At 54.9% G+C, this 18,714-nt stretch carries 16 protein-coding genes, 6 tRNA genes and 2 other RNA genes; 14 read left to right on the top strand and 10 right to left on the bottom strand.

All coding sequences use genetic code 11. The features are described 5' to 3' along the window. Positions 1-122: 122 nt before the first annotated feature. The gene (gene glk / locus ACR8BN_RS05680; RefSeq protein ID WP_010257856.1) at positions 123-1,088 is read right to left on the bottom strand and encodes a glucokinase; all 966 of its coding nucleotides are present in this window, start codon (positions 1,086-1,088) and stop codon (positions 123-125) included. A 160-nt stretch (positions 1,089-1,248) separates the two neighbouring features. Beyond that, positions 1,249-2,901 carry an indolepyruvate decarboxylase gene (ipdC, locus tag ACR8BN_RS05675; RefSeq protein WP_434747391.1) on the bottom strand — a complete coding sequence of 551 codons (1,653 nt, stop codon included), beginning with the start codon at positions 2,899-2,901 and terminating at the stop codon, positions 1,249-1,251. 219 nt (positions 2,902-3,120) lie between these two features. Between ipdC and mgrA the strand changes: the two genes are divergently transcribed. Then, positions 3,121-4,110: an L-glyceraldehyde 3-phosphate reductase gene (mgrA, locus tag ACR8BN_RS05670; RefSeq protein WP_010257851.1), complete on the top strand. Its 990-nt coding sequence runs from the start codon at positions 3,121-3,123 to the stop codon at positions 4,108-4,110. Positions 4,111-4,281: 171 nt separating this feature from the next. Further along, a complete protein-coding gene (locus ACR8BN_RS05665) occupies positions 4,282-4,677 on the top strand; it encodes a DUF2502 domain-containing protein (RefSeq protein ID WP_010257849.1) in 396 nt (131 codons plus the stop codon). A 43-nt stretch (positions 4,678-4,720) separates the two neighbouring features. On the opposite strand, the gene ACR8BN_RS05660 is transcribed toward ACR8BN_RS05665, so the two are convergent. After that, a complete protein-coding gene (locus ACR8BN_RS05660; protein ID WP_031590537.1) occupies positions 4,721-5,962 on the bottom strand; it encodes an Nramp family divalent metal transporter in 1,242 nt (413 codons plus the stop codon). Between the two features lie 369 nt (positions 5,963-6,331). Here ACR8BN_RS05660 and ACR8BN_RS05655 point away from each other — a divergent pair, with 369 nt between their 5' ends. After that, complete coding sequence (locus ACR8BN_RS05655) at positions 6,332-7,522, top strand: NupC/NupG family nucleoside CNT transporter (RefSeq protein ID WP_010671371.1); 1,191 nt, start codon at positions 6,332-6,334, stop codon at positions 7,520-7,522. A gap of 325 nt (positions 7,523-7,847) precedes the next feature. On the opposite strand, the gene ACR8BN_RS05650 is transcribed toward ACR8BN_RS05655, so the two are convergent. Together ACR8BN_RS05650 and ACR8BN_RS05645 are read right to left on the bottom strand one after the other, a co-directional pair. Next, positions 7,848-7,923: transfer RNA gene (locus tag ACR8BN_RS05650), tRNA-Ala, on the bottom strand. Between the two features lie 44 nt (positions 7,924-7,967). Further along, a tRNA-Ala gene (locus ACR8BN_RS05645) sits at positions 7,968-8,043 on the bottom strand. A 359-nt stretch (positions 8,044-8,402) separates the two neighbouring features. Here ACR8BN_RS05645 and ACR8BN_RS05640 point away from each other — a divergent pair. The 3 genes from ACR8BN_RS05640 (at position 8,403) to ACR8BN_RS05630 (ending at position 10,034) form a co-directional block, all read left to right on the top strand. Beyond that, the gene (locus tag ACR8BN_RS05640) at positions 8,403-9,191 is read left to right on the top strand and encodes a formate/nitrite transporter family protein (RefSeq protein ID WP_010257841.1); all 789 of its coding nucleotides are present in this window, start codon (positions 8,403-8,405) and stop codon (positions 9,189-9,191) included. Positions 9,192-9,302: 111 nt separating this feature from the next. Next, on the top strand, positions 9,303-9,656 hold the full coding sequence (locus tag ACR8BN_RS05635) for a YfeC-like transcriptional regulator (protein WP_031590536.1): 354 nt from the start codon (positions 9,303-9,305) through the stop codon (positions 9,654-9,656). A gap of 24 nt (positions 9,657-9,680) precedes the next feature. Continuing rightward, a complete protein-coding gene (locus ACR8BN_RS05630) occupies positions 9,681-10,034 on the top strand; it encodes a YfeC-like transcriptional regulator (RefSeq protein ID WP_109651112.1) in 354 nt (117 codons plus the stop codon). A gap of 34 nt (positions 10,035-10,068) precedes the next feature. On the opposite strand, the gene gltX is transcribed toward ACR8BN_RS05630, so the two are convergent. Beyond that, positions 10,069-11,484, bottom strand: coding sequence for a glutamate--tRNA ligase (gltX, locus tag ACR8BN_RS05625; RefSeq protein ID WP_039390859.1), 1,416 nt, complete (start codon positions 11,482-11,484; stop codon positions 10,069-10,071). Positions 11,485-11,756: 272 nt separating this feature from the next. On the opposite strand from gltX, the gene ACR8BN_RS05620 reads away from it, so the two are divergent. From ACR8BN_RS05620 to ACR8BN_RS05590, 7 genes are all read left to right on the top strand, one after another. Next, a tRNA-Val gene (locus tag ACR8BN_RS05620) sits at positions 11,757-11,832 on the top strand. 41 nt (positions 11,833-11,873) lie between these two features. Further along, positions 11,874-11,949 (top strand) — tRNA-Val (locus tag ACR8BN_RS05615). A gap of 34 nt (positions 11,950-11,983) precedes the next feature. After that, a tRNA-Val gene (locus ACR8BN_RS05610) sits at positions 11,984-12,059 on the top strand. A 4-nt stretch (positions 12,060-12,063) separates the two neighbouring features. Then, positions 12,064-12,139, top strand: a tRNA-Lys gene (locus ACR8BN_RS05605). A gap of 43 nt (positions 12,140-12,182) precedes the next feature. Continuing rightward, positions 12,183-12,318: non-coding RNA, RtT sRNA (locus tag ACR8BN_RS05600), on the top strand. 46 nt (positions 12,319-12,364) lie between these two features. Continuing rightward, positions 12,365-12,498: non-coding RNA, RtT sRNA (locus tag ACR8BN_RS05595), on the top strand. 473 nt (positions 12,499-12,971) lie between these two features. Then, entirely contained in the window at positions 12,972-13,313 is a 342-nt protein-coding gene (locus ACR8BN_RS05590) for a FlxA-like family protein (protein WP_010259880.1), read from the top strand. Here the strand turns inward: ACR8BN_RS05590 and ACR8BN_RS05585 are convergent. Further along, positions 13,310-14,230, bottom strand: coding sequence for a LysR family transcriptional regulator (locus ACR8BN_RS05585; protein ID WP_425015670.1), 921 nt, complete (start codon positions 14,228-14,230; stop codon positions 13,310-13,312). The genes ACR8BN_RS05590 and ACR8BN_RS05585 overlap by 4 nt on opposite strands. 95 nt (positions 14,231-14,325) lie before the next feature. Here ACR8BN_RS05585 and ACR8BN_RS05580 point away from each other — a divergent pair, with 95 nt between their 5' ends. After that, positions 14,326-15,336 carry a bile acid:sodium symporter family protein gene (locus ACR8BN_RS05580; protein WP_031590532.1) on the top strand — a complete coding sequence of 337 codons (1,011 nt, stop codon included), beginning with the start codon at positions 14,326-14,328 and terminating at the stop codon, positions 15,334-15,336. A gap of 27 nt (positions 15,337-15,363) precedes the next feature. Here ACR8BN_RS05580 and ACR8BN_RS05575 read toward each other — a convergent pair whose 3' ends face one another. From ACR8BN_RS05575 to zipA, 3 genes are all read right to left on the bottom strand, one after another. After that, entirely contained in the window at positions 15,364-15,582 is a 219-nt protein-coding gene (locus tag ACR8BN_RS05575; RefSeq protein WP_003848878.1) for a DUF3820 family protein, read from the bottom strand. Then, complete coding sequence (ligA, locus tag ACR8BN_RS05570; protein ID WP_069025254.1) at positions 15,575-17,602, bottom strand: NAD-dependent DNA ligase LigA; 2,028 nt, start codon at positions 17,600-17,602, stop codon at positions 15,575-15,577. Before ligA ends, ACR8BN_RS05575 begins: the two co-directional genes overlap by 8 nt. 76 nt (positions 17,603-17,678) lie before the next feature. Further along, positions 17,679-18,677 (bottom strand): cell division protein ZipA, encoded by a 999-nt coding sequence (gene zipA, locus ACR8BN_RS05565; RefSeq protein ID WP_434747390.1) that lies wholly within the window; start codon positions 18,675-18,677, stop codon positions 17,679-17,681. Between the last annotated feature and the right edge of the window lie 37 nt (positions 18,678-18,714).

Raw genomic sequence — 18,714 nt, 5'->3', positions numbered from 1 at the left:
ATGGCGAAGCAGGAGAGCAGCAAAAAGTCGGGAGGGAATTCCCCGATCCTGCCCCGCTGAAGCAGGCAGATCGGGAAAATCGCTCGCGCGCAGAATGCCAGTGCGCGCGAGGTAAAGCAGAATCAGATTTCGCGACCCAGCGTCTGGCGCAGATGCGCGCCCGCGCCCAGCAGGCCAGGCTGGTCGTGCGTAATCATATAAACCGGGATACTGGCAACATAGTCGCGGAAGCGGCCTTTATCTTCAAACGCCGCACGGAAACCCGACGACTTAAAGAACTCCAGGAAGCGTGGCACGATGCCGCCGGCAATATAGACACCACCAAAGGTGCCGAGATTCAGCGCCAGGTTGCCGCCGAAACGGCCCATGATGACGCAGAACATTGACAGCGCGCGACGGCAGTCGGTGCAGCTGTCATCCAGCGCACGCTGGCTGACATCTTTCGGCTTCAGATTTTCCGGCACGCGATTATCCACTTTAACAATCGCACGATAGAGGTTAACCAGACCGGCACCTGACAGCACACGTTCCGCTGAAACATGGCCCAGTTCTTCGCGCAGCACTTCCAGGATCTGATCTTCTTCTTCACTGTTGGCAGCGAAGTCGACATGACCGCCCTCACCTGGCAGGCTGACCCAGCGCTTGTCCACATGCACCAGATGGCTGACGCCTAATCCGGTGCCGGCACCATAAATCGCGATAGGTTTATCTTTGACTGGCTCTGTACCGCCAAACTGAATCACGTTTTCGGCGGTCAGCATCGGGATCGCCATAGATACCGCAGTGAAGTCGTTAATGATTTCCAGGTGTTCAAAACCGATGTTCTCTTTGAGCTTGCGCGTGGAAAACGCCCAGTCATGGTTGGTCATTTCAACCCAGTCATCGGTAATCGGGCAGGCAATGGCAATACAGCCATCTTTAACGTCCTGCTGTTGTTCATCAAGATAGTGGCGGATGACGGCTTCGAGGCTGTCGTATTCTGATGTTGAGAATGTTTTGGCCTGGGTGATGCTGCCGCTTTCCACCTCACACAGGGCGAGGCGTGCGTTAGTACCGCCGACATCGCCGACCAAGGCATAGGTTGTCATTCTTCTGTTGCTCCGCTTGGGGTCTTAAGAGTTGGAGGACACTATAAAATTCTGCCCATAAAACAACAACGCTCACCGGTGCGATTGGTGAGCGTCTTACTCAGGTGTGCTACAGCCTAACCGCGATAGTCCACCCTGCACAGCGGCAACTATCTGAATCTTAGCCGCCGTTGCGTTGATTCAGGCAGGCGGTGACTTTTCGTAGCAGTGGCGGCAAATCTTCTTTCTGCATGACGACTTCAACCAGAGAGAGCCATTGCGGCTCTGAGAGTCGCGCCATCACTTCCTCTAACTGCACCGTTTCACTGATACGCCAGCTCTGCGCCTGGCCCTGCAGGCTAAGGGCGTGCGGTAAGGCCGTCCAGTTCCACTGGGCAATATCATTGTAACGTTGTGTTGCGCCATGAATCGCCCGTTCGACGGTATAGCCTTCATTATTCAGCAAAAAGAGTATCAGTCGCTGCTGGTCACGCAGCATCGAACCCAGTTCCTGAATTGTCAGCTGCGCCGAACCGTCTCCGATGATCAGGATAACCCGGCGATCAGGATCGGCAGTCTGCGCGCCAAACGCTGCCGGAAGAGTATAGCCGATTGATCCCCATAATGGCTGAACCACCAGCTGCGCCTGCGAGGGCAATCTTAACGCGGCGGCGCCAAAGGCGGCAGTCCCCTGCTCGGCCAGAATAAGGTCACCGGGTTGCAGGAATGCCTGCATCGCCTGCCAGAACGCCTGCTGGCTGATCACTGCCGCCGGTTCTGCAGGCTGCGCAGCGGGCGGCGCGGCGGCGGGTTGCCACTGCCGGCCATAGCGTTCAAATAGCGGCAGCAGTTCGCTCAGCGCCTCCGCCATCGACAGCGGCGCAAAATTTTTACCGCCCACGCTGGCGCTGAAGGGCTGCAGATCAATCAGTCGCTCAGGGTTAAACTGCTGCGTGAAGCCAGCAGTAATGGTGTCGGTAAATCGCACCCCGACGCAGATCGCCACATCCACCTGCTCAATCTGTTCGCACACCTGACCTGCGCTGGCCTCACCGGCATAGGTACCGACGTAACCCGGCTGCTGTTCATCCAGAACCCCCTTGCCCATCAGCAGGCTGGCACAGGGAATCGCACACTGTTCACGCAGCGCGGCCAGGGCGGACTGCTGCTGCCAGCGCAGCGCAAGAAAATCGGCCAGCAGTGAAACCCGCTCTGCCGGTGCCAGTAAGCGTTCCGCCGCATCGCTGAAAGCGCGACGCGCAGCGGGCGAAGAGGATTGATGACTGTTCAGGGGCTGCGCGGGTGGCTGCACCTCCATGGCCGCCACGTCGACGGCCAGCGACAAATAGCCGGGACGACGAGCCTGCAGCGCACTGACGATCACCCGATCGATCTCAGCCGTGGCATTGTCGGCGGTAAGCTGTGCCGTTGCCGCACTGACTTCTGTGGCCATGCGGATAAAATGCTGGAAATCGCCATCGCCCAGCGAATGATGAACACAATCCCCCTGCAACTGGGCCTGTGTCGCAGGCGCGCCAACGATATGGATCACCGGCAGATACTCGGCATAACTGCCCGCAATGCCATTAATCGCGCTGAGCTCGCCCACACCAAACGTGGTCAATAGCGCTCCCGCGCCGTTGCAGCGTGCATAACCGTCTGCCGCATAGGCTGCGTTAAGCTCATTAGCGCAGCCTACCCAACTGATGGCCGGATGGGCGATGACGTGGTCAAGAAATTGCAGGTTATAGTCGCCCGGCACGCCAAACAGATGCTTTACACCAATCTCCTGCAGACGGGTCAGCAGGTAATCTCCAACAGTGAATATGGACATTGCGCATTCCTTTCAGGGAAGAGTCGGGTTAAGTATCTGACAGAGGATGAAATTAGCGAGGCGTGCCGCTATTTTAGCCAGCCGCAATGGCTGGAAAGGCGACGTTACGCTGGCGGAATATTCTGTAAAAATGCGAATTGCAGCGCGCTGTCACTAAGTGTAACCGTATACACTGATACACTTTTGGCACATATCCCCGTTTTTATCCAGGAGCGCTGAATGTCCCTTTTCCCTCATCCCGATCGCTATCAACAGATGGAATATCGCCGCAGCGGCCGCAGCGGCATCAAACTGCCCGCCATTTCGCTGGGACTGTGGCATAACTTTGGTGACAGTACCCGGGTCGATAACAGCCGTGAGCTGCTGCGTCATGCGTTTGACCTTGGCATCACGCACTTCGACTTAGCCAACAATTACGGCCCACCCCCTGGCTCAGCAGAAGAGAACTTCGGGCGTATTCTGCGGGAAGATTTTCGTGCCCATCGTGATGAGCTGATCATCTCCACTAAAGCGGGCTATACCATGTGGCAGGGGCCTTATGGGGATTGGGGTTCGCGTAAATATCTGGTCGCCAGTCTGGATCAGAGCCTGAAGCGAATGGGGCTGGAGTATGTGGATATTTTCTATCATCACCGTCCCGATCCGGAAACCCCGCTGGAAGAGACGATGCGCGCGCTGGATCATGTGGTGCGCCAGGGCAAAGCGCTTTACGCTGCCCTTTCAAACTATCCGGCCGACCTTGCCGCCGAAGCGATAGCTATCCTGCGCGATCTCGGCACCCCTTGTCTGATTCACCAGCCGCGCTATTCGATGTTTGAACGCACACCTGAGCAGGGATTGATTCAGACGCTGGGCGATGCGGGCGTCGGCTGTATCGCCTTCTCTCCGCTGGCAGGCGGCGTGCTCACCGATCGCTATCTGCAGGGCATCCCGGAAGATTCGCGCGCGGCCAGCGGCAGCAAGTTCCTGAATGAGAACCAGCTGACGGATGAGAAGATGGAGAAAGTCCGCAAGCTTAATGCTATTGCGCAGCAGCGCGAACAGAAGCTGGCGCAGATGGCGCTGGCGTGGGTGCTGCGCGATGAGCGTGTGACTTCAGTACTGATCGGAGCCAGCAAAACGGCCCAGATCGATGACGCGGTGGCGATGCTCGCTCGCCGTCAGTTCAGCGACAGCGAGTTAGCTGCGATTGACGCGGCGCTACTGTAACGGTTTTAGCGCCCGGCTGACGCCGGGCGTTTCTGCGCCAGAATAGTCTCAAACCCCTTTCTCTCCCCAATTTCCTCACAATCTTCCGACACAATGATGCGGTAACAACAGCAATACGCAGGCATACTCGCTGCGCCGCAACAGCATCAGACTGTTGATGAGGAGAAGAAAATGAAAAGAGCCCTTATTTTTGCTGCCCTGCTGGCCCTGCTGTCGCCGCTGGCACACCACACAGCCCAGGCCTCCAGTGCCTCTATTACTCTGGCCCCCGGCGTCACCCTGAATCTTGGCGATCGCGATCGCCGTGGCTATTACTGGGATGGTGGCCGCTGGCGTGAACCGCGCTGGTGGAACGACCGCTATTCTTACAACGAACGCCGCTGGTGGCGACATGAAGAGTGGCGTCGTCAGCAGCAGTGGGAGCGCGAACGCCGCTGGCATGAGCGCGACCGCGAGCGTCGCTGGGAACATCAGTATCGCCGCGATCGTGATCGTGGCTGGGATCATCATGACCGTCGTGGGCCTGACCATCGCGGTCCAGACCATCACGGACACGATCGCCATTAATAAAAACGCCCGGCAGAACCGGGCGTTTCAGGTTTCACAGTCGCTACAGCCCCAGCGCTTCACCCACCAGCAGGTAAAGATTCAGCGTAATCACCAGCAGCACGATCAGTCGCCCGGTGTTCTGCATCAGGCGCGAGTTAACCATATCATCGCCCATCAGCTCGCGGTTGCCGGTAAAGGAGAGCAGCGGAATCAACGCCAGCGCAATACCAAAACTCAGCAGCACCTGACTCATTACCAGAACCCTTGTCGGGTCCCAGCCTGCCCAGATGACAATAAAGGAGGGCAGCATGGTGACGGTTCGGCGCACCCACAGGGGAATATGGAAGTGGATAAAGCCCTGCATCACCACCTGCCCCGCCAGCGTACCGACCACCGTTGAAGATAATCCGGCCGCTACCAGGCTCAGACCAAACACTATCGCCGCCGCCTGGCCTAACAGCGGTTGCAGCGTCAGATAGGCCTGATCGAGTTCAGCGATTTTACTGTGGCCGCTGAAGTGAAATGCCGCTGCGGCGGTCGCCATCATCGCCAGGTTAACAAATCCGGCAATGGTCATGGCAATCGCCACATCCAGTTTGGTTGAGGAGTAACGCTGGCCTTTGCTGTCCTCACTTTTACCCTGCGTCAGCGCGGAGTGCAGATAAATCACGTGCGGCATAATAGTCGCCCCCAGCACACCCGCCGCCAGGAATACAGCATCCGACGTCGGTAACGCGGGCAGCGCCATGCCGATTACCAGCTCTTTGACATTGGGCTGGGAGAAGAAGAGTTCGACGATATAGGCCGCCGCCACAAACAGCAGCAGTCCGCCAATCACCAGCTCCAGCGGCTTTTGCCCACGGCTCTGTAACATCAATATCAGGAACGTGGCGATGCCGGTCAGCACCGCGCCCTGCATCAATGAAATACCGAGCAGCAGTTTGAACCCCAGCGCGGCTCCGATAAATTCCGCCAGGTCAGTGGCCATCGCGATAATTTCCGCCTGCACCCAGTAAAACCAGACGGCGGGCCGGGGAAAACGATCGCGAATGTGTTCAGCGAGGTTTTTGCCGGTAGCGATACCCAGCTTGGCTGACATCAGCTGAATCAGCATGGCCATGATGTTGGCCCATACCACCACCCACAGCAATTTGTAGCCGTAAGCAGCGCCCGCCTGAATGTTGGTCGCAAAGTTGCCCGGATCGATATAGCCGATAGCGGCGATAAAAGCGGGCCCCAGCAGTGCGAGTTTGACTTTTCTGACTCCGCGAGCGGCGCGCTCGGCGGTACGACTTTCAAACATATCCGGTACCCTGTCTGAACATTTGCCTGCCCCGGCAGCTTAGGGGTTAGCAGGTGCAAGTGAAATTCGTTTATTGTTATCGGTGTAATAGATGCTGCTATAAAGTATAGCCATTGCTATACATTACAGTAAAGGATGTGATTGCTAAAAATGTGAGCAATAGTGTCACTTTACGCCCGGTGTAAAATTCAGACAATAATTATGTGGTTATCTGAAGTGAAGTATTTGTAAACAGGACGTGATCTCTGGAACTTTTCTGGAAAATATAGCGATAGCGAATACTTATATTGTGGTTCAGATCTCGTTTTTAAGTAACGCGTTACATAGAATACGCAACAAAATACAACTCTCCTCAAATTTGGAGCAACCATGTCCCATATTTTGCAATTTCTTTTAGCACTGGTGGTGGTCGGGATACTCGCCTTGCTGGTCAGTCACGATCGTAAAAGCATTCGCATTCGCTACATTATACAGCTACTGGTGATTGAAATTGTGCTCGCCTGGTTCTTCCTGAACTCAGAAGCGGGACTCGGTTTCGTCAAAGGATTCGCGGGCTTCTTTGACCATCTGCTGAAGTATGCCGCTGAGGGTACCAACTTCGTCTTCGGCAACATGAGCGACAAAGGCCTGGCCTTCTTCTTCCTTAACGTATTGTGCCCTATCGTCTTTATCTCTGCGCTGATCGGTATTCTGCAGCATTTCCGTATCCTGCCATGGGTGATTCGCGGTATCGGAACCGTACTGTCGAAAGTGAATGGCATGGGAAAACTGGAATCTTTCAACGCCGTGAGTTCTCTGATACTGGGACAATCAGAAAACTTCATCGCTTATAAAGATATCCTGGGCCAAATGTCACAGCGCCGCATGTACACCATGGCCGCGACCGCGATGTCGACCGTATCGATGTCGATCGTCGGCGCCTACATGACCATGCTGCAGCCGAAGTATGTGGTCGCCGCGCTGGTGCTCAACATGTTCAGCACCTTTATCGTGCTGTCGCTGATCAACCCTTATCGCGTAGAGAACGAAGAAGATCTGCAGTTGCAGGATCTGCACAAAGGCCAGAGCTTCTTTGAGATGCTGGGCGAATATATCCTGGCTGGTTTCCGTGTCGCGATTATCGTTGCCGCCATGCTGATTGGTTTTATCGCGCTGATTTCAGGTCTGAATGCGCTGTTTGATTTGATCTTCGGCATCTCCTTCCAGGGCGTTCTCGGCTTTGTCTTCTATCCGTTTGCCTGGGTGATGGGCGTGCCTGCTGGTGAAGCGTTGCAGGTCGGCAGTATTATGGCGACCAAGCTGGTATCGAATGAGTTTGTTGCCATGATGGATCTGCAGAAAATCGCGGGTCAGTTGTCGCCACATTCAGAAGGTATTCTTTCTGTGTTCCTGGTCTCGTTCGCCAACTTCTCTTCTATCGGCATCGTGGCCGGTGCGATTAAAGGTCTGAATGAAGAACAGGGCAACGTGGTTTCCCGCTTTGGTCTGAAGCTGCTGTACGGCTCTACGCTGGTCAGCGTGCTTTCCGCCGCTATCGCCGGTCTGGTTCTGGCGTTCTAAGCACGGTTCTGCACACTACTCTAAGCATCAAAGGGCGAGCAGGTCTCGCCCTTCTCTTTCTGCTCTGTTCCTGCTCTGCTTCCCGCTGATTTCCCTTTCCCGCGTTAACTCTTCCATTGCACATGTCACATCTGCATTCAGATCGTGCACAACAGGCGGCACAGCGTCCTGCAAACAGCATCGGATGTTATGGCGGATCATGCCGGTAATAACGTATTTAAGCGTGCGCAGCAGCGTGAATGGCAAAGCAATAGCGTTGGGATCCGCAGCAACTGGCGAATAAGAGATTAATCAGAAAGGATTTTGACAACGGCGTGTCAGAAAATGGTGGAGATAAGCGGGATCGAACCGCTGACCTCTTGCATGCCATGCAAGCGCTCTCCCAGCTGAGCTATACCCCCACATCTGGAATCGTTTTTCAGTGCCAAACTTTTGGGAAGAAGTTTGGTGGAGCTAAGCGGGATCGAACCGCTGACCTCCTGCATGCCATGCAGGCGCTCTCCCAGCTGAGCTATAGCCCCGAACCGAAAAACTGTCGCGTTAAGCGACGGACGGCATAATATGAAACCCCCTCCGGGGTGTCAACGGCAAAATGACATTCTCTGTTTGATCGCTGAAAAAGGCGGCAACCTGCGAAGTTTCAGCAGCATGCTGCAGGGGAAAATCGTGTCTGTTCACACAGGACCGTTTTTTAACTGTTATTCAGTCTGCCGTCAGGTTAATTCACGGTTAAATATGTTATAGGAATTTTCTTGTCTTCGGCTTTTTCGCATGCAAAACTTAGCCCGCTAATTAAGTGGTCGCCGGGACCCTCTCCCGCGTACCACGCGTCCACCAGGCGTTATCGTCCCATTAATCATAAAAAAACTACTGAGATACTATGTCGCTGCATACACCTAAAGAAATCGCACAACTGGCGATCCAGTCAGGCGTGGCTAAAAGCCGTGCACCTGTCAGCATCCTTCTGATTCTCGGCTTTATGGCGGGCGCATTTATTGCGACCGGCTTCCTGCTGGATCTTCACGTGATCAACACCCTGCCCGCTGAATGGGGCTCTTTTGGCGGCCTGTTAGGCGCCGCGGTCTTCCCGGTGGGGATCATCATGACCGTACTGGCGGGTGGTGAGCTGCTGACCGGCAATATGATGACCTTACCGGTGGCCTGGTTCGCCCGTCGCATCAGCTTTATGAGCGTGGCGCGCAACTGGTTCTGGGTTACCCTGGCTAACTTTCTCGGCAGCGTGGCTGTCGCCTGGTTCTTTGGTCATATGCTGGGTATGACCGAGGGCGATTACCTGAAGAAGACCGTTGCTATCGCCTCTGCAAAAGTCCACGCTGATTTCCTGCACGCCTTTATTTCCGGCATCGGCTGTAACTGGCTGGTTTGCCTGGCGGTATGGCTGGCCTTTGCCAGTAAAGATGTGGTCGGCAAGATCTTCGGCATGTGGTTCCCGGTGATGGCATTTGTAGCCATTGGCTTCCAGCACGTTGTCGCCAACATGTTTATTATTCCGGCCGCCATTTTTGCCGGTCAGATGAGCTGGGCAGAGTACTTCCCTAATTTTATTGCCGTCTTCTCAGGCAATGCCGTGGGTGGTGCCGTGTTCGTTGGTCTGGCCTATTTCCTTGCATTCCGTCCTGCCGCTGAACCCGCCAGTAATCCTCAGTAATGATGTTTTGCCTTTTGTCGAGAGACAAAAGGCAATTTCAGCTTCAGTTACTTTCCCCCGTTACGTTTTGCTGTAATATGTCCTGCTAATGTATTAATCAGGGACTGCATCGTGAAAAAGGAATGGCTTACCCCCGAAGAGCTGGCTGCAGAGACGGGTTACAGTCGGCAAACGGTGAATAAATGGATCAAGCGGGAAAACTGGACGACCACGCCGAAGCCCGGTGTGCAAGGCGGTAAAGCCCGATTGATTCACATTGATGAGCGCGTAAAAAGTTTTATTCAGTCGACCCGTAACCTTAACGAGCCGACGGCAATTTACAGCACTCCGTCCAATTCATTACCTGCGTTATTAATAAGTTCCGTCCAGCAAATGACTCAGGACGAGCAGGATCAATTCACTGCACTAATCTTACGCGAAGGTATCAAGGGCGTTTTGCAGCGACTGGGCATCAGCGAAGAGTAAGGTGTATCTATCAGGGAAGGTATAATGAAAAAGGAATGGTTAACACCCGAAGAACTCGCCTCAGAGACGGGCCTGAGCCGACAGACAGTGAACAAATGGATTAAGCGCGAAAACTGGACCACCCTGCCCAGACCCGGTATTCAGGGCGGCAAGGCGCGATTGATTCATGTCGATGATCGCGTAGAAAAATTTATCCATTCGACGCGTAGCCTGCACGAACCCGCTGCAACGTATAGGGTTCCGGCAGATTCACTGACGACACTGTTGGTGAATGCGGTTCCGCAAATGAGTCAGGCTGAACAGGAGCAGCTTTCAGCGCTGATATTACGGATAGGTATTAAAGGCATGTTGCAGCGTCTGGATATCACTGAAGAGTAAAAAACCGGAAGCGCGAAGCTTCCGGTTCTGTTTATTAAGCCTGTGCTTCCCGCTCGCTGATAAAGGCCAGCGCCTGCTCAATACGTGCAACGCTGCGGCTGCGGCCTATCGCTTCCACGGTGACATCCAGTCCGGGTGACTGACCGGCACCGGTCACGGCCACACGCAGCGGCATGCCCACTTTTCCCATCCCGACTTCCAGCTCATCTGCGGTGCTCTGAATAGCCTGATGAACGTTTTCAGCCGTCCACTCTTCTATCGCGGCCAGCTTATCGCGTACTACTTCCAGCGGCTGACGCGCTACCGGACGAAGATGTTTCTTCGCGGCATCGGCATCAAACTCTGCAAAATCTTCATAGAAGTAGCGGCAGGATGCAGCCATCTCTTTCAGCGTTTTGCAGCGCTCGCCTAACAGAGCAACCAGCTTCGCCAGTTCCGGACCCGTGCGGGTATCGATTTTCTGCTCTTCAATATGCCACTGCAGATGTGTCGCCACATATTCTGGCGGCAGCGTATTGATGTAGTGGTGGTTCAGCCACTGCAGTTTCTCAGTGTTGAACGCACTGGCAGACTTACTGACCGCATCCAGGGTAAAGAGCTCAACCATTTCGGCCACACTGAAGATTTCCTGATCGCCATGTGACCAGCCCAGACGAACCAGGTAGTTGAGCAGCGCTTCTGGCAGGTAGCCATCATCACGATACTGCATCACCCCTACCGCGCCATGACGCTTGGAGAGCTTTTTGCCATCATCACCCAGGATCATTGAGACGTGGGCATAGACCGGAACCTGCGCGCCAATCGCTTTGAGGATGTTGATCTGACGTGGCGTGTTGTTAATGTGGTCTTCACCGCGAATCACATGGGTGATGCCCATATCCCAGTCATCCACGACGACGCAGAAGTTGTAGGTTGGCGAACCATCGGTGCGGCGGATGATCAGGTCATCCAGCTCCTGGTTGCTGAACTCAATCGGGCCACGGATCTGGTCGTCAAAGATGACCGAACCTTCCTGCGGATTGCGGAAACGCACAACGCACGGCTCATCATCTGCATGATGTTCATGGCTGTCACGGCAGCGGCCGTCATAACGCGGCTTTTCGTTGTTGGCCATCTGCTCTTCACGCAGCGCTTCCAGACGTTCTTTAGAGCAGTAGCATTTATAGGCTGTGCCCGCTTCCAGCATTTCATCAATGACCGCGTTGTAACGATCAAAACGTTTTGTCTGGTAGTAAGGGCCTTCATTCCAGTCGAGGCTCAGCCAGTTCATGCCATCCATGATGGCTTCGATAGCTTCCGGCGTGGAGCGCTCCAGATCGGTATCTTCAATGCGCAGCACGAACTCGCCCTGGTTGTGACGGGCAAAGAGCCAGGAGTAAAGTGCGGTACGGGCGCCGCCTACATGCAGATAGCCAGTCGGGCTGGGCGCGAAGCGTGTTTTGATTTTCATTGAGTATTGCCTTAGATGCGCGGGTTCTCTGTCTGGATGACAAAAAACAGGTTAGACGCGAAAAAACAGTGGGCACATTCTAGCATCTGACGGTGAATCCTCAATGCATGCCCGCCGGTTGCCGCCCGGGAAAAGGGGCTTTTCTGCCAGTAAAACCAGCACATTGGCTAAAAGCGCGACAGGGTGTTTAAAAATAAACCGAACGCACATTTATGTTTTAAAAAGCGTTGACTCAAAATCAACTATCCCTATAATGCGACTCCACACAGCGGGGGTGATTAGCTCAGTTGGTAGAGCATCTCCCTTACAAGGAGGGGGTCGGCGGTTCGAACCCGTCATCACCCACCACTCTTAACAGCGTGGCCCGCAGTGAACAGGTATGAAGATATGGGTGATTAGCTCAGTTGGTAGAGCATCTCCCTTACAAGGAGGGGGTCGGCGGTTCGAACCCGTCATCACCCACCATATCTTGCCTGTGAGTAGTACTGAAGTACGAAGTGGGTGATTAGCTCAGTTGGTAGAGCATCTCCCTTACAAGGAGGGGGTCGGCGGTTCGAACCCGTCATCACCCACCACTTCGGGTCGTTAGCTCAGTTGGTAGAGCAGTTGACTTTTAATCAATTGGTCGCAGGTTCGAATCCTGCACGACCCACCAATTCAGAATAAAGCGCCTTTATGGCGCTTTTTTCGTTTTCGGAGCACGGACTTTACCGTGCAGGGTGAGAACCTGCTGCAGGTTCGACTGAATCGCCGGGAGCGATTCAGGCTGATGCGACAGCATCACCCGCAGGGCGAGGCCCACGACGGGCCGAGGCTATCCTGCACGACCCACCAATTCAGAATAAAGCGCCTTTATGGCGCTTTTTTCGTTTTCGGAGCACGGACTTTACCGTGCAGCAGGGTGAGAACCTGCAGCAGGTTCGACTGAATCGCCAGGCGATTCAGGCTGATGCGACAGCATCACCCGCAGGGCGAGGCCCACGACGGGCCGAGGCTATCCTGCACGACCCACCAATTCAGAATAAAGCGCCTTTATGGCGCTTTTTTCGTTTCTGCTGCACTGACTTAACCATGCTTAAAGCTGAACTGACCTTTTCTGCGACTTCAGGCTTTAAAAAGCGTGCTGGCTCAGGGAGCACAGGCCTTTCGCAAAGACGCAAAATCGCCATCCATGGCAGGCTCAGCGCGGGCGATTACGCACCTCATCCCTGAGGTGCGCCCGCAGACGGGCCAACGCTTTGCGTTGTTCAAAAACGCTCCCGGCGTTTTTGTCCCTGTCCCGCGATGCTTTGCTACAGGCCTGTGCTCCCCTCGCTTTAAGCTTATCTGCTCTCTTTTAGCCCTTTTTGGTGCCTGTTTTTTTTCTGCTGCACTGACATTGGCTTAACAGATAAGCTCTCGCCTTTTCGCAACCTTAACAATTTCAGCTCTCAAGTCGTTTCACAGCGTGCCGATAACGTATCTGACAACTTACAGGGAGAAAAATGATGTCTTCAATTTCCGGAATTCTAAGCAGTGCAGTCAGTGGCGGTGACAGCGGTGGCGGCAGTGTTGCCTCGCAGGTCGCGGCGCTGAATAAACAGATTCAGAACGTCTTAACGCAAGTCAAAGAGCTGGCCGACAACAAAGAACTGACTGACGAACAGAAGTCTGAAATGCAGCAGATGTACCAGTCACAAATCACCATGCTGCAGGCGCAGATTGCTCAGCTGGAACAGAAGCAGGCCGAGCAGGATCAGCCAAAGAGTGACAGCTCGTCTGTCAGTGAGAGCAAAGCGGACGGGATTAACCGCCCTACCGACACCAACAAAATTGACGTCTACATCTAAAATGCGGGCCTGGCCTCGCGTTGTTGCGCCAGCAGCGTCGCCTGCTGGCGCACCTCCTGCCAGATCGCTTCGGCAGCAGGCGTCAGCGAGCGGTTTTTACGCTTGATCAGCGTGAGGCTGCGATTGATTTCAGGATACAGACGCCGCACGGTTAATGCGCGATCCGCTGGCAACGGTAACGCCAGCGCGGGCAGAATACTGATGCCGATCCCCACCTGTACCATCGGGAACAGCGTAGCGGGATGACCAATCTCCTGAACGACTTCAGCCCTGATATTCTGCTGCTGCATCGCCGCATCAATGAGGACCCGACTGCCGGAAGCGTAGTCCTGAAGCACCATGGTGCGGCCATCCAGCATTGACCATTCTGCCCTTTCCACCAGCGCCAGCGGATCATCATCACGGCATAGCAGCAGGAAAGGCTCATCCAGAATCGCGATGCTGTCAAAATCGCTGTCGCTGAGTGGCCCAATCACAATTCCGAAATCGACTTCGGCGTTACGCACACTTTGCAGCACCCACTGCTGGGCGCGATCGTGCAGTATCACTTTGATATCAGGAAAGTGCTGCTGGCTGGCGGCCAGACATTGCGGCATCAGATGAGCGGAAATGGTCTGGCTGGCTGCCACTCTGACGGTACCACTGCGCTGTTCGCCAAAACTGCGGATATCCAGCAGCGTGGTATGAATCTCCTCCAGCAGGCGCTCCATGCGTGACGCCAGCTGTTTTCCCGCTTCAGTCAGCATCACCTCCCGGGTGGTTCGATCCAGCAATCGCACGCCGGTTTCCGCTTCCAGCTCTTTAATACTGTGGCTGACCGCCGACTGACTCAGACCTATCGCCTGCCCCGCCTGGCTGAATCCGCCATAGTGTGCCACCGCAATAAAGGTTCGTAGCTGACGCAGGGTATAATTCATCGATTCTGCTCATAGATTAATTCAATAAATCAATTTTATTTCTAAACAGGTTTCACGCACAATCGCGCTATTGAAAAATTTACCGGAATTTAACAATGGGATTTTTAAAACTCGATCCGATGATGATTAAACTCATCATCACCGTGCTGCTGGCCTCTTTCCTGCCAGCCAGAGGGATCTACGTTGATATATTCAGCTATCTCGCGACGGCAGCGATAGCACTGCTGTTCTTTATGCATGGTGCCAAGCTGTCGCGTGAAAAGATCATCTCAGGCAGCAGTCACTGGCGGTTGCATCTGTGGATTATGTTCAGCACCTTTGTGCTGTTTCCGGTGCTGGGTCTGTTGCTGGTCTGGTGGCATCCGGTTAATGTCGGCCCGGAAATTTATACCGGCTTTATCTACCTCTGTATCCTGCCTGCGACCGTGCAGTCCGCTATCGCGTTTACCTCCATGGCGGGCGGTAACGTCGCGGCAGCGGTATGCAGCGCCTCTGCATCAAGCCTGCTGGGTGTGTTTATTTCGCCGTTGCTGGTGAACCTGGTGATGGATATTCACAGCAGCGCGCCCAGCGATGGACTGGAGCAGATCGGGAAGATTATGCTGCAACTGATGGTGCCTTTCGTGCTGGGACACCTCTCACGGCGCTGGATCGGTGGCTGGGTTGAGAAGCACCGCAGCCTGATTGGCAAAACCGACCAGACCTCCATTCTGCTGGTGGTCTACTCTGCCTTCAGTGAAGCGGTGGTTAACGGCATCTGGCATCGCGTTGGGTTGATTACGCTGCTGTGGATTGTGGCAGGCTCAATCATCCTGCTGACCGCTGTGCTGATTATCAACCTGCTGGCCTCGCGCCTGTTCCGCTTTAAACGCGCCGATGAGATTGTGGTGCTGTTTTGTGGTTCGAAGAAGAGTCTGGCGAATGGCGTGCCGATGGCGAATATCCTGTTCCCGGCCAGTACCGTGGGGATTATTGTGCTGCCGCTGATGATTTTCCATCAGGTACAGCTGATGGTCTGCTCATTTATTGCCGGACGTTATAAGAAGACCAATGAGAAGCAGCAGGCTGTGCAGGTCAAAGATTCGGTGATGGAGTCTCAGAAATAGATCGGCTGCCCGCCTGTGCGGGCAGCGTTACTTGCGGGTCTGAAGCGGTTTAACTAACCCTTCCAGACCCTCAATTTTTATTGTCAGGGTGAGTTGCATGAGATCGCCCAGCAGACCAGACGGAAAGTCCCCACTGCGGGCAAACCACAGCAGATAAGGCTCAGGCAGATCGATCAGCATCCGCCCCTTATATTTGCCAAACGGCATAGGCGTATTAGCTATCGCCACCAGCTGATGTTCATCCATCTGAGGCTCCCAGCAGGCGGATCATTTCCGCTTCATCAATCACTTCGATGCCAAGCTCCGCTGCTTTCGCCAGCTTTGAACCGGCCGCTTCACCGGCAATCAGCAAATCGGTTTTCTTCGAGACACTGCCGCTGACTTTTGCACCCAGCGCGATCAGCTGCGCTTTGGCATCATCACGGTTCATCTGCGACAGTGAGCCGGTCAGCACCACCGTTTTACCCGCGAACGGACTGTCGATCTCTTCGGCTCTCACCACCACCACCTGCGGCCAGTGAATGCCGATATCCTCGACCAGCTGGCGGATAACCTCACGGTTGCTCTCCTCTTCCATGAAGTTGCGCACGTGTGCCGCAACGACTTTGCCGACATCCGGCACCGCAATCAGCGCCTCAAGATCGGCATCCATGACCTTCTGCAATTCACCAAAATGGTTAGCCAGATTGGCAGCAGTGGCTTCACCCACTTCACGAATGCCCAGTGCATAGAGGAAGCGCGCCAGCGTAGTCGATTTCGCTTTCTCCAGCGCGTCGACAACGTTTTGCGCCGATTTCGGCCCCATGCGATCCAGCCCGGTCAGTTTGCCCGCCGTGAGACGGAACAGATCCGCTGGTGTGTTGACGTACTCTTTCTCCACCAGCTGGTCGATAATCTTATCGCCCATGCCATCAACATCCAGTGCCCGGCGCGAGACAAAATGCTTCAGCGCCTCTTTGCGCTGAGCACCGCAGATTAAACCACCCGTGCAGCGCGTGACCGATTCCCCTTCGACCCGTTCAACTTCGGAACCACAGACCGGACAATGAGCAGGGAACAGGACTTCACGCGTCTGTTCAGGGCGCTCGGCCATCACAACGTTGACCACCTGCGGGATCACATCACCGGCGCGGCGAATGACGACCCGATCCCCGATGCGTAATCCCAGCCGCTCAATTTCATCCGCATTATGCAGCGTGGCATTGCTGACGATCACGCCCGCGACCTGCACCGGCTCAAGGCGAGCCACCGGTGTGATAGCCCCTGTGCGGCCAACCTGAAATTCGACGTCCCGCACCCAGGTCAGTTGTTCCTGTGCCGGGAATTTAAAGGCAATCGCCCAGCGCGGCGCACGCGCCACAAAGCCCAGCTTTTCCTGCAGTTCCTGTGAATCGACTTTGATCACCACGCCATCAATATCAAAACCCAGATTCGGACGCTGTTGTTCGATATCACGATAGAAGGCCAGGGCTTCTTCTGCATTGTGCACCAGCTTAATACGGTCGCTGACAGGCAGGCCCCAGGCTTTAAACTGTTGCAGACGCCCCATGTGACTGTGCGGCATCTCACCGCCTTCCAGCAGGCCAAAACCGTAGCAGAAGAAGGTCAGCGGACGTTTGGCGGTAATGCGCGGATCCAGCTGACGCAGAGAACCGGCTGCTGCATTGCGCGGATTAGCAAAGACTTTGCCATCAGTCCGGCGTGCTTCCTCATTCAGCTTTTCAAAGCCGCGCTGCGTCATAAATATTTCGCCACGCACTTCCAGCCGTGCCGGAATGTTGTCGCCTTTAAGCCGCAGCGGGATAGCGCGAATGGTGCGGACATTAGCGGTAATGTTCTCGCCGGTTGTGCCGTCACCGCGCGTTGCGGCCCGGACCAGCAGACCATTTTCATACATCAGGCTGACCGCAGCGCCATCAAGCTTGAGTTCACAGCAGTAGGTAATGTCGTCACTGCTTTTCAGCCGATCCTGCACCCGCTTGTTGAAGGCCATAAACGTGGCTTCATCAAAGGCGTTATCCAGCGACAGCATCGGGACTTCATGGCGCACCTGCTCGAAGACCGTCAGCGGCGCGGCACCCACGCGTTGTGTCGGCGAGTCCGGCGTAATGAGATCCGGGTGCTCCTCTTCCAGCTGACGCAGTTCACGCATCAGACGATCGTATTCAGCATCCGGCACTTCCGGCGCATCCATAACGTGATAGAGATATTCATGATGGCGCAACGTGGTGCGCAGTTCGGTGATGTGATCCTGGACGGATTTCATAAAGCCCCATCAGATAAAAAACCCCCGACAGGCGGGGGTTTGTTTTTAACAATTCAGATAGCGTTTAGCGCAGGTCTCAGACGCCAACCACATCGCGGATACGCGCTTTGTAAGTTTCCAGCTTCTGTGGCGTCATCATGCGACGCTCATCATCCAGCACCACGCCACCCACATCATCAGCGATACGCTGAGCCGACTGCAGCATCAGCTTGAAGTTCTGATTCGCATCGCCATAAGAAGGCACCATCATAAAGATAGAGATGCCAGGCGTGCTGAAATCGGTCATCAGATCAGGATTGAACGAACCCGGCTTAACCATATTGGCCAGACTGAACAATACCGGGCCGCTGCCAGCCGGACTGAGATGACGATGGAAAATGTTCATTTCACCAAACTGGAAGCCCGCCTGGAGAATACCCTGCAGTAGTGCCTCACCGTTCAGTTCACCGCCCGAGTGTGCGGCAACATGCAGCACCAGTACCGCTTCTTTCGGTTTTTCCGCTGGCGCTTTAGCAGCAGGCTGTGCCGGCGCGGGCGCCGGTGTCACTTCAGGCTGCGGCTCAGGTTCTGCCTGGTACTGCGGTGCTGGTTGTACAGATTCCAGCGGGTCGAGATCCAGCAGCGGGTCGGCCTGAACCGGCGGCGCGACAAAAGTGGGTGCGGGCTGCTGACGAACCGGTTCAGGGCGCGACTGCGGAGCAGGCTGCGGTGCCGTGTTAAAAAGCGGGTCGCTTTCAGATTCGGGTTGCGGTGCGGGTCGTAGCGCAGGCTGACGCACAGGCTCAGCGGGCGCAGGCTTACGCGGCGCTTCTGGCTGTGGCTCGCGAATCTCATCGAAACGCGGTTCCTGATGTACGTTGCGATCAGAACGAACGCGAACCTCGCCGACGCCATCATCCTCGTCGTCAATCAGGTCCTGCTCATCATTTTCATCACGTTGTTTTAGACGTTTGTGCGGGCGATCGCGGAACACTGACGAACGCTCTTTACGGCTGGTCCACAGCCCGTGAAGAAGGAGCGCTATAATGGCGATCGCGCCAACAACGATTAATATCAGACGCAAATCCTGCATCATTGTATTCTCTGTTGTTCCAATACCTTGCCACCGCGGC

The sequence above is a fragment of the Pantoea sp. Lu_F5_004 genome (assembly GCF_051136245.1).
Classification (GTDB): domain Bacteria; phylum Pseudomonadota; class Gammaproteobacteria; order Enterobacterales; family Enterobacteriaceae; genus Pantoea; species Pantoea agglomerans.
This window is presented reverse-complemented; position numbering and strand designations above follow the sequence as displayed.

Excerpts from the sequence above, each read along its gene's own strand:
- ipdC (WP_434747391.1), bottom strand. The coding sequence starts at position 2,901 with ATGTCCATATTCACTGTTGGAGATTACCTGCTGACCCGTCTGCAGGAG.
- ACR8BN_RS05630 (WP_109651112.1), top strand. The coding sequence starts at position 9,681 with ATGAAAAAGGAATGGTTAACACCCGAAGAACTCGCCTCAGAGACGGGC.
- zipA (WP_434747390.1), bottom strand. The coding sequence starts at position 18,677 with ATGATGCAGGATTTGCGTCTGATATTAATCGTTGTTGGCGCGATCGCC.
- ACR8BN_RS05580 (WP_031590532.1), top strand. The coding sequence starts at position 14,326 with ATGGGATTTTTAAAACTCGATCCGATGATGATTAAACTCATCATCACC.
- gltX (WP_039390859.1), bottom strand. The coding sequence starts at position 11,484 with ATGAAAATCAAAACACGCTTCGCGCCCAGCCCGACTGGCTATCTGCAT.
- ACR8BN_RS05590 (WP_010259880.1), top strand. The coding sequence starts at position 12,972 with ATGTCTTCAATTTCCGGAATTCTAAGCAGTGCAGTCAGTGGCGGTGAC.
- ACR8BN_RS05585 (WP_425015670.1), bottom strand. The coding sequence starts at position 14,230 with ATGAATTATACCCTGCGTCAGCTACGAACCTTTATTGCGGTGGCACAC.
- ACR8BN_RS05655 (WP_010671371.1), top strand. The coding sequence starts at position 6,332 with ATGTCCCATATTTTGCAATTTCTTTTAGCACTGGTGGTGGTCGGGATA.
- ACR8BN_RS05575 (WP_003848878.1), bottom strand. The coding sequence starts at position 15,582 with ATGGATGAACATCAGCTGGTGGCGATAGCTAATACGCCTATGCCGTTT.
- glk (WP_010257856.1), bottom strand. The coding sequence starts at position 1,088 with ATGACAACCTATGCCTTGGTCGGCGATGTCGGCGGTACTAACGCACGC.
- ACR8BN_RS05660 (WP_031590537.1), bottom strand. The coding sequence starts at position 5,962 with ATGTTTGAAAGTCGTACCGCCGAGCGCGCCGCTCGCGGAGTCAGAAAA.
- ligA (WP_069025254.1), bottom strand. The coding sequence starts at position 17,602 with ATGAAATCCGTCCAGGATCACATCACCGAACTGCGCACCACGTTGCGC.
- mgrA (WP_010257851.1), top strand. The coding sequence starts at position 3,121 with ATGTCCCTTTTCCCTCATCCCGATCGCTATCAACAGATGGAATATCGC.
- ACR8BN_RS05665 (WP_010257849.1), top strand. The coding sequence starts at position 4,282 with ATGAAAAGAGCCCTTATTTTTGCTGCCCTGCTGGCCCTGCTGTCGCCG.
- ACR8BN_RS05640 (WP_010257841.1), top strand. The coding sequence starts at position 8,403 with ATGTCGCTGCATACACCTAAAGAAATCGCACAACTGGCGATCCAGTCA.